13 protein-coding genes are annotated in these 13702 nt (G+C 61.3%); 3 read left to right on the forward strand and 10 right to left on the reverse strand.

What is annotated here, in order from left to right:
• Position 1: 1 nt before the first annotated feature.
• From JLC71_RS06595 to JLC71_RS06615, 5 genes are all read right to left on the reverse strand, one after another.
• Positions 2-910: a DUF4434 domain-containing protein gene (locus JLC71_RS06595; protein WP_200917954.1), complete on the reverse strand. Its 909-nt coding sequence runs from the start codon at positions 908-910 to the stop codon at positions 2-4.
• A complete protein-coding gene (locus JLC71_RS06600) occupies positions 910-3888 on the reverse strand; it encodes an NfrA family protein (RefSeq protein ID WP_200917955.1) in 2979 nt (992 codons plus the stop codon). Before JLC71_RS06600 ends, JLC71_RS06595 begins: the two co-directional genes overlap by 1 nt.
• 8 nt (positions 3889-3896) lie before the next feature.
• The gene (nfrB, locus tag JLC71_RS06605) at positions 3897-6131 is read right to left on the reverse strand and encodes a cyclic di-3',5'-guanylate-activated glycosyltransferase NfrB (protein WP_200917956.1); all 2235 of its coding nucleotides are present in this window, start codon (positions 6129-6131) and stop codon (positions 3897-3899) included.
• A gap of 12 nt (positions 6132-6143) precedes the next feature.
• Complete coding sequence (wecB, locus tag JLC71_RS06610; RefSeq protein ID WP_200917957.1) at positions 6144-7262, reverse strand: non-hydrolyzing UDP-N-acetylglucosamine 2-epimerase; 1119 nt, start codon at positions 7260-7262, stop codon at positions 6144-6146.
• Between the two features lie 396 nt (positions 7263-7658).
• The gene (locus JLC71_RS06615; RefSeq protein WP_200917958.1) at positions 7659-8291 is read right to left on the reverse strand and encodes an Ivy family c-type lysozyme inhibitor; all 633 of its coding nucleotides are present in this window, start codon (positions 8289-8291) and stop codon (positions 7659-7661) included.
• A 339-nt stretch (positions 8292-8630) separates the two neighbouring features.
• Between JLC71_RS06615 and JLC71_RS06620 the strand changes: the two genes are divergently transcribed.
• The 3 genes from JLC71_RS06620 to JLC71_RS06630 all read left to right on the forward strand — a co-directional run bounded on the left by JLC71_RS06620 (position 8631) and on the right by JLC71_RS06630 (position 9723).
• On the forward strand, positions 8631-8840 hold the full coding sequence (locus JLC71_RS06620; protein ID WP_200917959.1) for a DUF1059 domain-containing protein: 210 nt from the start codon (positions 8631-8633) through the stop codon (positions 8838-8840).
• 202 nt (positions 8841-9042) lie between these two features.
• Positions 9043-9435 carry a hypothetical protein gene (locus JLC71_RS06625; RefSeq protein ID WP_200917960.1) on the forward strand — a complete coding sequence of 131 codons (393 nt, stop codon included), beginning with the start codon at positions 9043-9045 and terminating at the stop codon, positions 9433-9435.
• Between the two features lie 57 nt (positions 9436-9492).
• The gene (locus tag JLC71_RS06630) at positions 9493-9723 is read left to right on the forward strand and encodes a DUF2789 domain-containing protein (protein WP_200917961.1); all 231 of its coding nucleotides are present in this window, start codon (positions 9493-9495) and stop codon (positions 9721-9723) included.
• Between the two features lie 10 nt (positions 9724-9733).
• On the opposite strand, the gene ypfJ is transcribed toward JLC71_RS06630, so the two are convergent.
• From ypfJ to infA, 5 genes are all read right to left on the reverse strand, one after another.
• On the reverse strand, positions 9734-10591 hold the full coding sequence (gene ypfJ, locus JLC71_RS06635; protein WP_200917962.1) for a KPN_02809 family neutral zinc metallopeptidase: 858 nt from the start codon (positions 10589-10591) through the stop codon (positions 9734-9736).
• Between the two features lie 76 nt (positions 10592-10667).
• The gene (locus JLC71_RS06640) at positions 10668-11996 is read right to left on the reverse strand and encodes an MATE family efflux transporter (protein ID WP_200917963.1); all 1329 of its coding nucleotides are present in this window, start codon (positions 11994-11996) and stop codon (positions 10668-10670) included.
• A 76-nt stretch (positions 11997-12072) separates the two neighbouring features.
• Positions 12073-12495 carry a hypothetical protein gene (locus tag JLC71_RS06645; protein ID WP_200917964.1) on the reverse strand — a complete coding sequence of 141 codons (423 nt, stop codon included), beginning with the start codon at positions 12493-12495 and terminating at the stop codon, positions 12073-12075.
• Positions 12496-12632: 137 nt separating this feature from the next.
• Positions 12633-13022 carry an NUDIX hydrolase gene (locus JLC71_RS06650; RefSeq protein ID WP_236251012.1) on the reverse strand — a complete coding sequence of 130 codons (390 nt, stop codon included), beginning with the start codon at positions 13020-13022 and terminating at the stop codon, positions 12633-12635.
• A gap of 29 nt (positions 13023-13051) precedes the next feature.
• Entirely contained in the window at positions 13052-13309 is a 258-nt protein-coding gene (infA, locus tag JLC71_RS06655; RefSeq protein WP_200917965.1) for a translation initiation factor IF-1, read from the reverse strand.
• Between the last annotated feature and the right edge of the window lie 393 nt (positions 13310-13702).

A 13702-nucleotide genomic window follows, 5' to 3' on the forward strand; every position in this document is an offset into this window, starting at 1 on the left:
GTTAGTACGGCAATACGCCATTCAATGCCGGCAGGTAGCGTAGCGAGAAAAATACGCTGTCACCACCGCATGCGGCGCGCTTGGTCAAGATGCGTCGGGCTTCATCCAGCGGGCGCGTTTCCGCGCGGAACGCGGTGTCGTCGCCAACCTGGCGGAACAGCTCGTACACCACACCGTGAGCGGTAGTGGCACTGCAGTCGTTGCCCACGTCACTGACCGCATCCAGATACAGCTGGCGCTCGGCGACATTAAGCTTGCCGGTACCGGCACCATCTTGCACCCAGAGCCGGACACCACTCGCGCGCTCAAGCTGACCGAGCAGCGCCGCATAAGACTTGGGCGCCATATTGCCGGCAAAGAAACTGGTCATATACACCGGCTTGTTGGCCACAGACTGCAGCTGTGTCGCTGCGCTCCGCAGGTAACGGATCAGGCTGTCTCGCGCGTCGGGTTCGCGCCAGCGCACATCGTCGATCTCGGCCGACAGATACCAGCCGCTGATCGCATTGGCGCCAAGGGTTTCAAGCCATTGGCGCGCCAGCGTCGCATCGGCCTGCTTGGTCCGGCGAAAATAACCATCGAGCACCCGTGCGGGGTGCTGCTGGCGGATAAAGAAATCCGGATCGGCGGAAAGCCCGATCACCAGCTGCAAACCGGCCGCACGCGCGTCGGACAAGCGCGCAGCCAGCCAGGCGCGATCGGCCTGTTCGGAGAATCCGTCGCCATGCCGCGTCCATTGCACGACCAGCGTATCGAAACCCTGGGCACGCGTCGTTCTGAAAATATGTGACCAATGCTCAGGCACGACATCGCGATCGCGCAATTGCGGCTGATAGATGATTGCAGTCATCGCCTGTGCCACGGCAGGCAGGCCCAATATGAAAAGCAGCAGAAAGCGGGCCAGGCGCATCACCAGATGCCTCCGAAAGTCAGGAACGCGGTGTTGTTGTCGTCCAGATAGGTATCAAAGGCGTGCTGAAACTCGACACCTACGCTGATCTTGTGCGGATAGGCGTTGTAGCGGCTCTCCCCGTACCAGAAATTCCAGCGCACGCCGATGCCGCCGCGAAAATCCCGGCTGGCACCATCATCCTGGATCAGGTTGTATTGCACATGCGCGTACGGTTCGACCGTCTGCGCCCTGAACACCTTATTGTGATAACTGAGACGGTAGTCGGCCGTCGCCGCGACACGTTCGCTCTTGATGTAATAAGCGGCATCGAGGTAAAGATTTTGCGCTACCCAGCCCCGACCGGATTCATGCCAGTCGTCGCTGAAACGGCCGTCATTAAGCAGCGATGCGCTGGCCCGCAGCATGTAATCCGTTTCACCCGCGCCCCCGTGATCAAGTGGCGTCTGCGCTTCCGCGGCCAGAAAAAAGGCCCAGTCGCGCAACGGCTTCCAGCGCAAACCGACCCCCAGCATCGGCGAGTAGATAGGCAAGGCATCATAGGTATTGCCTTGACCAGCGCTGCCGGCAAAAATCCGCGCATACGCCGCGAGCGTTTTGCCGTCGCGGATCGCCGGATCACCAAGGCGATACTCGGCCTCGACCTGCGAGTAGCTGCGAAAAGCGGTGCCGGGTTCCGGCGAATTGCCAACCGAACCGGTATTGGTGCCGCTGAAGGCCCCGGCGCTGAAGGTCCAGCGCCGACCAAGATCCTCGTGCAGCCGGCGAAAACCGAACCATTGGTCGAGGATTTCGTCGGTTTTGTCTTGTGGGTCGTACCGATCCAGATCGTCGATGACCTCGCGGGCATAGGCCCGGGCAGACTGGTTGTCGACCATGCGCTGGCTGCTGTACACCAACTGCTGGGTCACCCCCGTGTCGTCCGGATAGGCCTTGTGTGCCTTCTCCAGCGCTTCGCGTGATTTCACCGTATCGCCGGCAAACCAGTAGGCGTAGCCGAGCGTGGCATAGTGCTCCGGATTATCCGGGTCTAGCGCTTCGGCCTGTTGCAACGAGGCGATGGCTTCCTTGTATTGCTTGTCGGCGCTTTGCAGCGAGGCCAGCCGGAGGTAATAACGCGCGTCCTGCCTGATTGCAATCGCGCGCTCCAGATCCGCACGTGCCAGCGTGTCGTCGGTTTCAGCCTGCGCACGCAACCACCAGTACTGGTCATCCTCGCTCCCGCCGCGCCCTGCATAGGCATCAAGCCAGCTGGCTGCAGCGGCCTGATCACCCGCAGCCAGTGCCGTGTTCGTAGCGGCGATCAGCTCGGACGGCTGCAGTTCATCCGTCGGCAGCGACTGCCACGCCTGCAGTGCGGTCGGATAATCCTTGGTCGTGAACGCCTGATAGGCAAGTGCGCGCGTGGCGGCATCGCCGCCCTGGCGCAGCCGTGCCTCTTCATAGCTGTACTGCGCCAGACCCGGCGCGGTTTCACGATAGCAATCGCCCAGATGCAGCCAGTCGTCGGCGGCGTAGGCGGGTGACAAGTCGCCGAGCAGCGCCAGCACCTGCTTGCAGTCTTTCAGCCCGGCAAACAGTGCGGCCTGATGGCTGCGCTGGCCCACGGTATCCAGCGGGCGCTGCAGCCGCACCTTGTCGGCAGCAGCAAGCAGGGACGGATCGTCGTTGACCAGCAGGGTCAGCCGGTCGAACAAGGCTGCACGCCGGATCGGCTTCGCGTCGTCGAACGGATAGCCAACGAGCAGCACCCGCAGCGCCTGACGCTGGCCACCGGCCTGGATCAGCTGATAGCTGAGCGTATCGATCAGCGTCGCATCCTTGCCCTTCTGACGCAAAAGCGCCGAGGCCTGCGCCCCAGCCTGATCGAGCTTGCCGCTTTTGAGGCTCAGGACGAAGCGCTCCTGCAGCATCTGTTCGGCCGGCAGGTGATCAAGCAGCCGTTGCGCCGCGACATCGTCGCCCTGCTCGATCAGCTTCGGCACCAGGATCTCGGCCTGCTCGCTGCGGTTCGCGGCAAATCGCGGTGAATAACCGGAGAACGAATCCAGACTACCGCTTGACTGCAGCAAGCCCATCCACTGCCGTTCATCCCCGACAGTCAGGAAGGCCGGCCGTTTCCCGGCCAGAAAGTGCCCGAGCGCGGCTTTGTCGCCTTGGTGCGCCAAGGCTTGGGCATACGCCAGCTGATCCTGCGCCCGGACGGCACCGCCCTGCTCCAGCAGCGCTTGCGCCGCACTCAGCTTGCCCTGATTCAGCAGCAGATTGATCCATTGGCTGCGCTCGCTGGCCGTCAACTCGCCAGCGGCCTTGAGCGCGGAGAGCTGCGCCTCGGCACGCGGCCAGTCGCGCAAATAGATCGCACGCTGCACCAGCGCATGCCGCAAGGCGATGCCCTGCGGGCTGGCGGCAAATCGGGCATCGTCGAGCTCGGCCTGCGCTTGGGCCAGCTTGCCCTGACGCAGGGCCGCCTTGCCGGCCATGGCACGGCAGGCCGGCGTTTGCTCCTGGGCGCAGTCCACGGCCTTCGTCTCGCCGGCGGCCATCGCCTCCTCGACGGTCTCGGGCGTAGTCACGCGCTCCGGCGTGTCCGGTGCCGGGACTTCTGCCGGCACCTCGACCTTCAAGCCCTGCAGCGTGGCCAGCGCGTCGGCAATCCGTGCATCATTCGGGCGCCGTTGCCGGGCGTCATTCAGTACCGCCTCGGCACGGTCGGTCTGGCCGTAACGCTGATAGGTATCGGACAGGTACAAAACGATCGTGGCATTGTCCGGCGCCAGCTTTCTGGCCGCCTCGAATTCGGCAATCGCCCGCTTACCATCGCCGCGCTGCAGCGCTGCAAACCCTTTCTGCAGATGCGGATAAATGATGAAGCGTTTGTAGCTGCTGACCTCGTCGCCAAGGTCGAAGCTCGTTTCCACGGCAGACAGTGCCGGTGCGGCCAGCGCGAGTGCGAGCAAGGCCGGAAGTATTTTCATTGTGGTATTCATACTGCCGCCGGACGAAGTGAATCAAGTGCCTCGGCCTGCACCCCGTTCTGCTGCAGCAAGGCGGACATCGAGGGTTGCAGCTCCTGCTGCAGGCGCAAGGCCTGATCAAGCGTTTCGCGGCTGACGACGCCCTCGCCGACGAGGAAGTCCCCGAGGCTGAGCGTGCTGCGTTCATGCCGCAGCAATAGCGCCTTGAGCGCAGCGGCATCGATCTTCCCCAGCGACATCAGTATTTCGGCGAACAACACCTGTTTGGACACGAACTCGCGCCACAGCGCATCGGCGCGATCGCGCGGCAGCAAACCGGCGGTCACCGCCGCTTCGAGCAGCGCGCGCGGATCATCGCCACGGTTGCGTGCATACCAGTGACGCAAGCCGACGGTGACCTGCCCCTTGGGAGCAATCACATAGCGCACCGGCCGCCCCAGTTTGCGCGCCATAGCGGCCAGTGACACCGGATCGATATCGGATTCGCCGGCCACGATCAGGGTTTCCCCCTCCTCGCGCAGCGGCAGCACCGCGTAATGCAGTGCGACTTCGGCCGGCATTTGCTCGATCAAGGCGGGTGATAAGTCATAAGCGTCGATGCTTTCATGCTCGACATGACTTTGTGCCGCTACCGCCGCAGCCAAGGCCTCGGCACTGATGATGCCGTGGTGCACCAGCCAACTACCGAGCTTGAGCCCGTCGTTACGATGCGCCAGCGCCGTGTGCAGCTGCGCCTCGGTGATCGCACCTTGTTCGACCAGAATGCTGCCGAGCGGGCGGCGCGCACGGTTCTCGCCGCCGACGCTGGGGAAGTCGTGCGTGGTCTTGTCCCACGCCACCCGGCGCGGATCGCCCTGGGCGATGATCTGACTCAGTGCCCGCCAGTTGGCGAGGAAGTTGATCACATTGCCCCAGAACAGTCGCGGAATTGCCATCAAGCCTTGCGCCAGTCCGTAATAGCCCGACACGAAGATGATCCGCTGCAGCATGCGGTTGCTCATCAACAGGAAGTTGATCCACAACAGCGTCACCAGCCAGACATCGCCCTCGAAAATCGACAGGAAGTGGTAGGCATCGGGCCACAGCCGCTGATACAGCCACAGCGACAGCAGCTGCACGAGGATCAGCGAGGCAATAAAGCTGACGAAGTTGCTGATCGCGCCCTTGCGGTCACGCCAGAGGAAGTAGTTCAGGGTCCAGTCGCTGGTCCAGCGATGGGTTTTGAAGCCCTGATACACGATGCCGATGATCCAGCGCGATTTCTGCCGCACCGCCGTATGCAGGGTATCCGGGAAGTATTCGCGAACGCAGATCACGTTCGAGTCACGCTCGTTCTGCCCCAGCAGCAATTTGCTCAGCCCGACGCGATTCGGCTCGCGGATCACCGGGAAGCGCACGAAGATTTCCTTCATGCCCTTGGCCTTGAGCCGGAAGCCGATGTCGTAGTCTTCGGTCAGACTCTGGACATCGAAGGCGATGCCGTCACCGTCGGCCAGCAGCGCCATGACCGCGCGGCGGCTGAAGCAGGTGCCGACCCCGGCACTGGGCACCTGCCCGGCCAGCGCTTCGCGCACCGGCACATCCTTGCCGTGCAGTTCGGCAAACTCGTCGAGATAAGACAGGCTGGTGAAGTTGGTCCATTCGCGCTCGAACGGATACACCGGGATCTGGATCAGATCCTTGCGCTCGACCAGATAGTTGTAAAGCCGCAGCTCCATATCCGAGATCACATCCTCGGCATCGTGGAGGATGAAACCGACGAATTCGAAGTTGGCGCTGCGTTCGAACTGCAGGATGGCATCGAGCACATTGTTAAGGCAATCGGCCTTGCTGGTCGGCCCCGGGCGGGCGCAGACCACTTTGTGCACATTGGGAAAACGCGCGCAGACCTCGTCGACGTCGCGCTGAGTATCCGGATCATTCGGATAAGTGCCGACGAAGATGTGGTAGTTCTCGTAATCGAAGGTCGTCGCGGCAAACTCGGCCATCTTGCCGATCACGCCGGTTTCCTGCCACGCAGGCACCATGATCGCCAGCGGCTTTTCGGCAGGCTCGTACAGTGCCTTGTAGTCGAGCCGGTCGTGGCTGTTGTAGACGGTGAGCTTGCGCCAGAGGCGGCGGCACCAGTACACGACGTCGATGAACAGATCATCGACGCCGCTGACCAGCATCATGATCGCCACGGTGATGGCAAGCAGCTTCAGGCCGTACAGATAAGTCGAGAAAAAATCCAGAAACGACATATTGCGTTCCCGTTAAGCGAAATCGGGTGCTTGTTCGGCCGTTTTGCGCGCCAACCCCTTCTTCAAGGTGGCAACAATCCGCTCGCACGCCTTGCCGTCGCCAAACGGGTTCCCGGCTTGCTGCATCGCGTGGTAGGCATCGCTGTCAGACCAGAGCGCTTCGACTTGCTCGACGATGGTATCGCGACGCGTGCCAATCAAGCGGGCGCAGCCGGCTTCGACCGCCTCCGGGCGCTCGGTTTCTTCACGCAGCACCAAGAGCGGCACGCCAAAGGTCGGCGCCTCCTCCTGCAAACCGCCGGAATCGGTCAGCACCAGCCAGGAATCGACCAAGGCCTGCTGCATCTGCAGATAATCAAGTGGCGCGGTCAGCTTTACATTCGGTAGCTGCCCCAGGATGGCGTGCACCGGCTGCTGGATCACCGGGTTCAGATGCACCGGGAACAGCACGTCGAGTTCGGGATGGCGCCCGGCGATATCGGCAATCGCGTGGCAAATCTCTGCGACATCATCCCCCCAGTTCTCGCGACGATGCACCGTCACCAGCAGATGACCACGCCCGGGAACGCTGCGCTGGAGACCGTGACGCGACATCACCCACTGCTGCGCATCGACGACGGTATTGCCGCTCAGATCAATATGCGACGCGGCGATGTTCTCGCGCAGCAAGGCATCGCGGGCGCGTTCGGTCGGGGCAAAGTGAAAACGCGCCACCCGGCCGATCATTTGCCGCAGACCTTCTTCCGGGAACGGCCGATCGGGGTTGTAGGTCCGCAGCCCCGCCTCGACGTGGGCCACCGGGACGCGGTGGTAAAAGCCCGCCAGCGCGCCGAGAAAAGCGCTTTCGGTATCGCCCTGCACCACAACCAGCGACCACTTGCGATCAAGCATCACCGCTTCGAGCTGCTCACGGCAGCCGATGCTGAACTCGGCCAGGCTGCTGCCACGACGCTCAAGCGCGATATCCGGGACAATGTCAAAACACGCCATGATCTGCTGCGCCATCTCGCCGTGCTGACCGGTATGCAACCATTGGACCCGCGCCCACGGCTGGGCACGCAGTGCGTGATGCAGCGGAGCGATCTTGATGATTTCGGGGCGGGTACCGGAAACGAGCAGAATGTCGTGCATGAAAGCTCCTGTAATCGCCGCCCGGACACCGTCGCCGGATTAGCAGCGTGCATCATCTCCTGGCCGCTTCAGCGGTACAAGGAGACGGTAAGTTATGGGCCATGTGCATAAGGTGCGAGTGGCACATCATGCCTTTTACCTTAGTAAGATTTCTTCGCCAAGCGCCGGGAAATATTGCGCGCAGCCTGTACTGCCATTAATCACTGCCAGCCAGCTGCATAATTTGGTTGCAAAACCCAACAAGTATGTCAACCAGTTTGACATTTTTACTCCGTAAGCAACAAGTAACTAATTACCGCGATATGCCGAATGACTGCGCATCAGCCAAGCCGATAAATGCAAACGGCCGCGCTGATCAGCGCGGCCGGACACATTGCGACGACAAAAATCCCCGCCCTAGCGGTTAGCCATGTTCTGGATGATGGTTTCGACGTCTTTGGGCTTGTAGATCGCCTCGCCGCCGCTGGCGTAGACCACCAGTTTGCCCTTGGACATCATGCCAACCTCGAGCTTGCGATTGGCGGTATCGATCAACAGATAGGCACTCCCATCGCCCGCGGCATGCGCCTTGTTGCCGGTGGTATACAACACGCCCTTCTCTTTCTGCAGCGGCCCTTGCGTACCCATCCACTCCTTGAAGGTATCGAAGCGATTGCCCAGCAAACGCTTGAGTTCGGGCGAGATCGGGCTGAGATCGGTATACAAGCCGATATCGCGCGGGTACTTGCCGCTGTATTGATCCAGCGTATGCCAATCGCCCGTGGTCAGCGTCGCCGCCTCTTTCTTGAGCGCGATCCGGGCTTTTTCCTTGAGCGAATCCATCGCGGCACTGGCATCGACGCCCATGCTCGACAGCGTGGTGTTCACATCACTCTTGGCTTTGTCGATCACATCTTGCGCCTGGCCACCTGCCTGCTTCAGCGTTTCTGCCACCACGGCCGATGCGGCCTGCTGCGCGATCGGGGCCGCCTGATCGCAGGCGGCAAGCCCCAAGGCCAGTGGGAGCAGCAGAAAATAGCGAGCGCGCATATCTAGTTCCTTTCTGAATCAAGCAAATGGCTTAGGCGAGCGGCCGATACACAAGTTCCCGGCCGCATGAGTGGCGCGTGCCGCAGAAAAAGCCAGGTAGCCGCCCGTGAATCACGCACGGCCGCGCGATCGGCATTCAATGCCTTTAGCCTGGCCTGGAGATGCCAGTACATCCGCTTGGCCGATCCAGCCCCCCACCCGCTTGTCCACAACAATGGATGAACGGCCAGATGCTCGGGCGTCAAACCATGGCTGGGGCTGGTCATACCGGTATATAAGTAGCAGCCGGACAAAACTCGGGGAGGAAGGCGTTCTTGCCTGCAACCTGGAGTCAAGATCATGACCAGAAAATATATAGATTGCCGCGATTATCCGGGCAGTAGCTGTACGGTAAGAATCTCTGCCGACAGCGAGGCGGAGCTCATCGAAGCCATCGTTGAGCATGCCGTGAAAGTACACGGCCATAAAGATTCGCCCGAACTGCGCGCGCAGTTCATCGCGGAATTCAAAGATGAACCGGGTAAGGCCGATATGCGCTTGGCGGCATGAACCGCCCCCATCGTTCATCTGGATGAGGTAGCCGGATACCGGCTACCTCTTTTCATTAAATTTAATGATAAACAATCAGTTACCCCCATTGTGAGGGCGCTCACAAGCCTTTTTGCACAGCCTGCGTATGCTGGCATCCACGATACCAGACAAGACGCAGCAGCCCGCCAGAATGCCGGCTGAACGCAGAAAGGAGATCCCCATGAAACATCGCAGCTTACTGATCCGCTCGGCCGCCGCCCTGCTGATTGCCGGCAGCCTGCTGGCTGCGCCGGCACAAGCCCGCACCAATGTCGACATCGGCATTGGCATCGGCATACCCGGCCCGGTGATTGTGCAGCCGGCGCCGGTCATCATTGCCCCGCCACCACCCCGTTCCGGCTATCGCTGGGTCGAAGGTGGCTGGATTCAGGCACCCCGCCCTTACTGGCGCGATGGCTACTGGCGTCGCGCTGAATATCGTCCGGGCCGGCCGCCGTGGGCTTACGAACGCGAGCGTTATTACGATGGCTATCGGGATGGCTATCGCCGCGGTCGCGACGATGATGACGATCATCGCGACCGTCGCCGCCATCGCAGAGATCGGGACGACTGAGCCAGCAGTCGCCAAACAGGGCGCTAGAATGGAATGTTGCCTGCCGGAGCGCCCTTCATGGATACCACCCCCCACACGCTAGCGGTGCTGTTCAAACAACTCGGCCTGCCCGACGATGCCCACAGCATCCGCCAGTTCATCGCCAGCCATCGTCTTGCAGCTGGCGTTGAACTGGCGAAGGCACCGTTCTGGACACCGTCGCAGGCTGATTTTCTCGCCGAAGCACTCGAAGAAGACGCGGACTGGGCCGAAATGGCGGATGAGCTGGCTGCGCTGCTCAGCGATTAAAACGCCGCGTTTATGCCTTGCCACCAAAGGTATTGCATTCCTGCATTTTCCCGGACTGGAAACCGCGCTGCAGCCATTGCATGCGCTCGGCAGATGAACCGTGAGTAAACGAATCCGGCGCTACGCTACGGCCGGCGTTGCGTTGCATGGTATCGTCGCCAATGGCTTGTGCCGCCGTCAGCGCGGCCTCCAGATCACCGGCCTCGAGCAAGCCGCGTGACTGCGCGTAATGTCCCCACACGCCGGCCAGGCAATCGGCCTGCAGTTCCTGCTTCACCGACAATGCATTCACCGCCGCTTCGCCCTTGCCGCTTTGCAGCCGATGTACCTTGTCGGAAACACCGGTCAGATTCTGGATGTGATGGCCGACCTCATGCGCGATCACATAAGCTTGGGCGAACTCGCCCTTGGCGCCGTAGCGCTGGCTCAGTTCATCGAAAAAGCCGAGATCGAGATACACCTGATTGTCACCAGGGCAATAAAACGGCCCCACCGCCGAACTCGCCTGCCCGCACGCCGACGACACCGCATTGCGAAACAGCACCAGTTTGGGCGGCTGATAGGTCATGCCGTTTTCGCTGAACAGCTTGGCCCAAGTGTCTTCGGTATCACCGAGCACCTTGGCCGCGAAGAGCTTACTGCGATCGTTGTCGCTCTGCGCGGCCGGCTGCTGTTGCGTAACCTGGCCACCACCGGTGAACTGCGACACCAGTCCAAGCATCTCCAGCGGATTTTTTCCGAGCAACAAGCTGATCACCACAACGGCAATGATGCCGCCGATTCCCAGTTTGAAGCCGCCGCGCCGGCCGCCACCCTGACCACGCCTGTCCTCGACATTGCCACTCTCGCGCATATCGTTCCAACGCATACCGTTCTCCCCGCCGGTGCCCGGCACCGGTCTCATTCAAAATAGTGCGCCAAACGCCCTGATCCGCCGCAGCCTGCTACCCGGTCGTGCGCAACAGCGCCGGCAAGGCCAGCGCCAGGGTGATTCCACGCAAGGTCATCAATACCATGAAAGCCAGCCATAAGCCGTGATTGCCGAAGATTGATGGCAAGGTCGACACGGCCACGGCAAAGCCCCCCAGCGACCACACCATGCTGCGCATCAACGCACCGGTGCGTGTGGCGCCGATAAAGATGCCATCGAACAGAAAGCCCCACGCCGACAGCAAGGGCGCGGCGATCATCCATGGTAGGTAAAGCAGCGCGGCTTCGCGCACCGTGGCCTGGTCGGTCAACAAACCGATGATCGCCGGCCCCAAGGCCCAGTAAAGCAGCGAGAACAGCGCGGCAATACCAAGCGACCAGATCAGCGTCACCCTGATCGTCTGGCGCAACGCTTGCTGCTGACGTGCACCGACCGCGGTGCCAGCCAGCGCCTCGGCGGCATGGGCGAAACCATCAAGCCCGTAGGCCATGAAAGTCTGAAAATTGAGCAGCAAGGCGTTGGCGGCTAGAATCGCATCGCCTTGCGCGGCGCCAGCGCGGGCAAACCAGGCAAAGCCAAGTAACAGGCAAATCGTGCGAATGAAAATATCCCGATTGATCGCCACCAGCCGCCACAGCGCTTTGCGCTCGCCAATCACGCCCCAGCCCGGCAGGGCACCGCGCACGCTGCGAGACAGCACCAGCGCCCCAGCGACAAAGCCCAAGGCATCGGCGGTCGCCGTCGCCGCGCCGATACCGGCCACGCCGGCATCCAGCCCATACACATAGGCGAACACCGCTACGGCGTTCACAATGTTGATCCAGATTTGCAGCGCCAGTGCCATACGCACGCGCTGGGTGCCCAGCAGAAAACCCAGCACCACATAATTGGCCAACGCCAGCGGCGCAGACCAGATCCGCGCACCGGCATACTCGGCGGCATGCAATTGCACCTCGGCACTGCCACCCAGCAGCCCCAGTCCGACGCCAAGCAACAGCGGCTTGAGCAGTAGCAGCGCAACACCAAGGCCAAAGGCCATCAGTAGTGCCCGCAGCAAGGTTGCCCGCAATGCCGCGCCATCACCGGCACCGTGCGCCTGCGCGACCAGACCGGTCGTGCCCATGCGCAGGAAACCAAAACCCCAAAACACAAAGTTGAGCAGCAGGCCACCAAGCGCAACGCCGCCAAGGAAGGCCGGCTCGGCTAAATGACCGGCAACGGCCGTATCGACCGCCGACATCAGCGGCTGGGTCAGATTGGCCAACACGACCGGCACTGCCAGGTGCAGAACACGGCGATGCCAGCCGGCAGCATCGGTAGCGGAAGGGAGCGTAGCAGGCATGAAAAAGGCGGGGCGACGTTGGCGTAATGCCAAATTGTCGATGCCCCGCCCGGATGCGGCAAGCCTGCCGCGCGCTTTACCAGCTGAAATGAACGTTGCGACTACCCTGCTTGTTCACTTGCAGCATCCGCTGCTGCGGACGCCCGTCCACCGTCGCCACCAATTGGTAGCGACCCGGCTTGAGCTTCACATAGAAATAAGGGCCATCGGCCACGGCATCCACAACCAGCTTGCCTTTGACATCCAGCAACTGCACCTGGGCGTTCGCCAGCTCCTGCCCCTGCTTGCCGGTCATCAAGAGGCGCATATTGTAATCATCGGCTGCAGCACGAATGGCACTGGCTTCTTCGTCCCCCACGCCACCACTGAGGTAGGCAATGCCTTGCGCCGAATACCGGACATCGGGCAACGGCTCGGAGAAGCTGGCAACAGCGACAACGGGTGTAGCAAGGGAAACAACGAGCGCAGTCTGGATCAACTGGCGTGGCATGCGCGTCATGGGCAGTCCTCCGAAGTAAGCCTTCGCAAAGTGGAAGGCCTTGCCTGAGGTGTGTCCATCCGGAGTGCCAGTCGGTTCCGTGAATGTGCAGATTTAAAACTGAGAACACCGATCGGATTGCGATCTGCGCAAAGAAACTAGGAGGCAGGTGCGGTCATGCGGCGTAGCGCCGGCAAGACCTGCGTTACCAGAAGCGGCGCCAGCAACACCGGAGATGTCTTGTCGAGATCAAGCCAGTGCAGCGCCTCGATTTCGGCGGCCAGCGATATATCGCCCGACAGCTCGCCCAAGTGGACACGGGCAAGCACGTCCCTGCCCGGCTCGTTTGCCGCCGAAGCCGCAAACTCGCCCAGCAGCACGAGCGAGGCGGACTCAAGCGCGCAGCTGAGTTCCTCGGCAATTTCGCGGATCAGGCCATCGCTATCGGCCTCCCCCGCTTCGGGCTTGCCACCCGGCAGCATGAAATGCTGCGTACCGCGTTTGCGTACCGTTAGCAGCCGGCCCTCGCGCACCAGCGCAAGAGTCACTACACGGATCGGATCGGCGGCGATCGAAATCAACGGCGACGGAACGACGATGCCGCGGGCGCGTTGACGTCCTTGTGGCGGAAGCTCACCCGGCCCTTGGTCAGGTCATACGGCGACATTTCCACAGTAACGCGGTCGCCGGCGAGAATACGGATGTGGTGCTTGCGCATCTTGCCCGAGGCATATGCGGAAATCTGCACGCCGTTGCTCAGCTCAACGCGGAAACGCGTATCCGGCAGCACTTCGAGTACGACACCTTCAAATTCGATCGAGTCTTCCTTGGCCATGTGTGATCCTTATATATATAGGGTTGAAACCCAATCGCTGCCGATCAATGGATGCGCTGTACCGCGACAACAAGCGCGCAGTTAAAACCCAAGACCGAGACTGGCGAACGGGAAAATCCGGGCCGGCTCAAACCCAATGCATGGGTCGGCCCGAAAGATGGTTATCTTTTCATTATACCTGACACATGGCGGCCAAGCCTTGATCATGTTAAAGAGGTCGACAAGAGGGTTGGTCAGCGATGCCAACCGACCACTCGCCCCACCCTGTAACCGCGGCTCGTCCAGCATCTCATCCGCGCAATGGCGAAAATATTTCTTGCACAGCTCGGAAAAAACGCGTAAAACAACAGTCGCAGGATTTTCAAGCAGTGACGTTGTCGGTATCCGTAGTGC

The sequence above is a fragment of the Jeongeupia sp. HS-3 genome (genome assembly GCF_015140455.1).
GTDB lineage: Bacteria > Pseudomonadota > Gammaproteobacteria > Burkholderiales > Chitinibacteraceae > Jeongeupia.

Excerpts from the sequence above, each read along its gene's own strand:
- JLC71_RS06595 (WP_200917954.1), bottom strand. The coding sequence starts at position 910 with ATGCGCCTGGCCCGCTTTCTGCTGCTTTTCATATTGGGCCTGCCTGCC.
- JLC71_RS06600 (WP_200917955.1), bottom strand. The coding sequence starts at position 3,888 with ATGAAAATACTTCCGGCCTTGCTCGCACTCGCGCTGGCCGCACCGGCA.
- nfrB (WP_200917956.1), bottom strand. The coding sequence starts at position 6,131 with ATGTCGTTTCTGGATTTTTTCTCGACTTATCTGTACGGCCTGAAGCTG.
- wecB (WP_200917957.1), bottom strand. The coding sequence starts at position 7,262 with ATGCACGACATTCTGCTCGTTTCCGGTACCCGCCCCGAAATCATCAAG.
- JLC71_RS06615 (WP_200917958.1), bottom strand. The coding sequence starts at position 8,291 with ATGCGCGCTCGCTATTTTCTGCTGCTCCCACTGGCCTTGGGGCTTGCC.
- JLC71_RS06620 (WP_200917959.1), top strand. The coding sequence starts at position 8,631 with ATGACCAGAAAATATATAGATTGCCGCGATTATCCGGGCAGTAGCTGT.
- JLC71_RS06625 (WP_200917960.1), top strand. The coding sequence starts at position 9,043 with ATGAAACATCGCAGCTTACTGATCCGCTCGGCCGCCGCCCTGCTGATT.
- JLC71_RS06630 (WP_200917961.1), top strand. The coding sequence starts at position 9,493 with ATGGATACCACCCCCCACACGCTAGCGGTGCTGTTCAAACAACTCGGC.
- ypfJ (WP_200917962.1), bottom strand. The coding sequence starts at position 10,591 with ATGCGTTGGAACGATATGCGCGAGAGTGGCAATGTCGAGGACAGGCGT.
- JLC71_RS06640 (WP_200917963.1), bottom strand. The coding sequence starts at position 11,996 with ATGCCTGCTACGCTCCCTTCCGCTACCGATGCTGCCGGCTGGCATCGC.
- JLC71_RS06645 (WP_200917964.1), bottom strand. The coding sequence starts at position 12,495 with ATGACGCGCATGCCACGCCAGTTGATCCAGACTGCGCTCGTTGTTTCC.
- infA (WP_200917965.1), bottom strand. The coding sequence starts at position 13,309 with ATGGCCAAGGAAGACTCGATCGAATTTGAAGGTGTCGTACTCGAAGTG.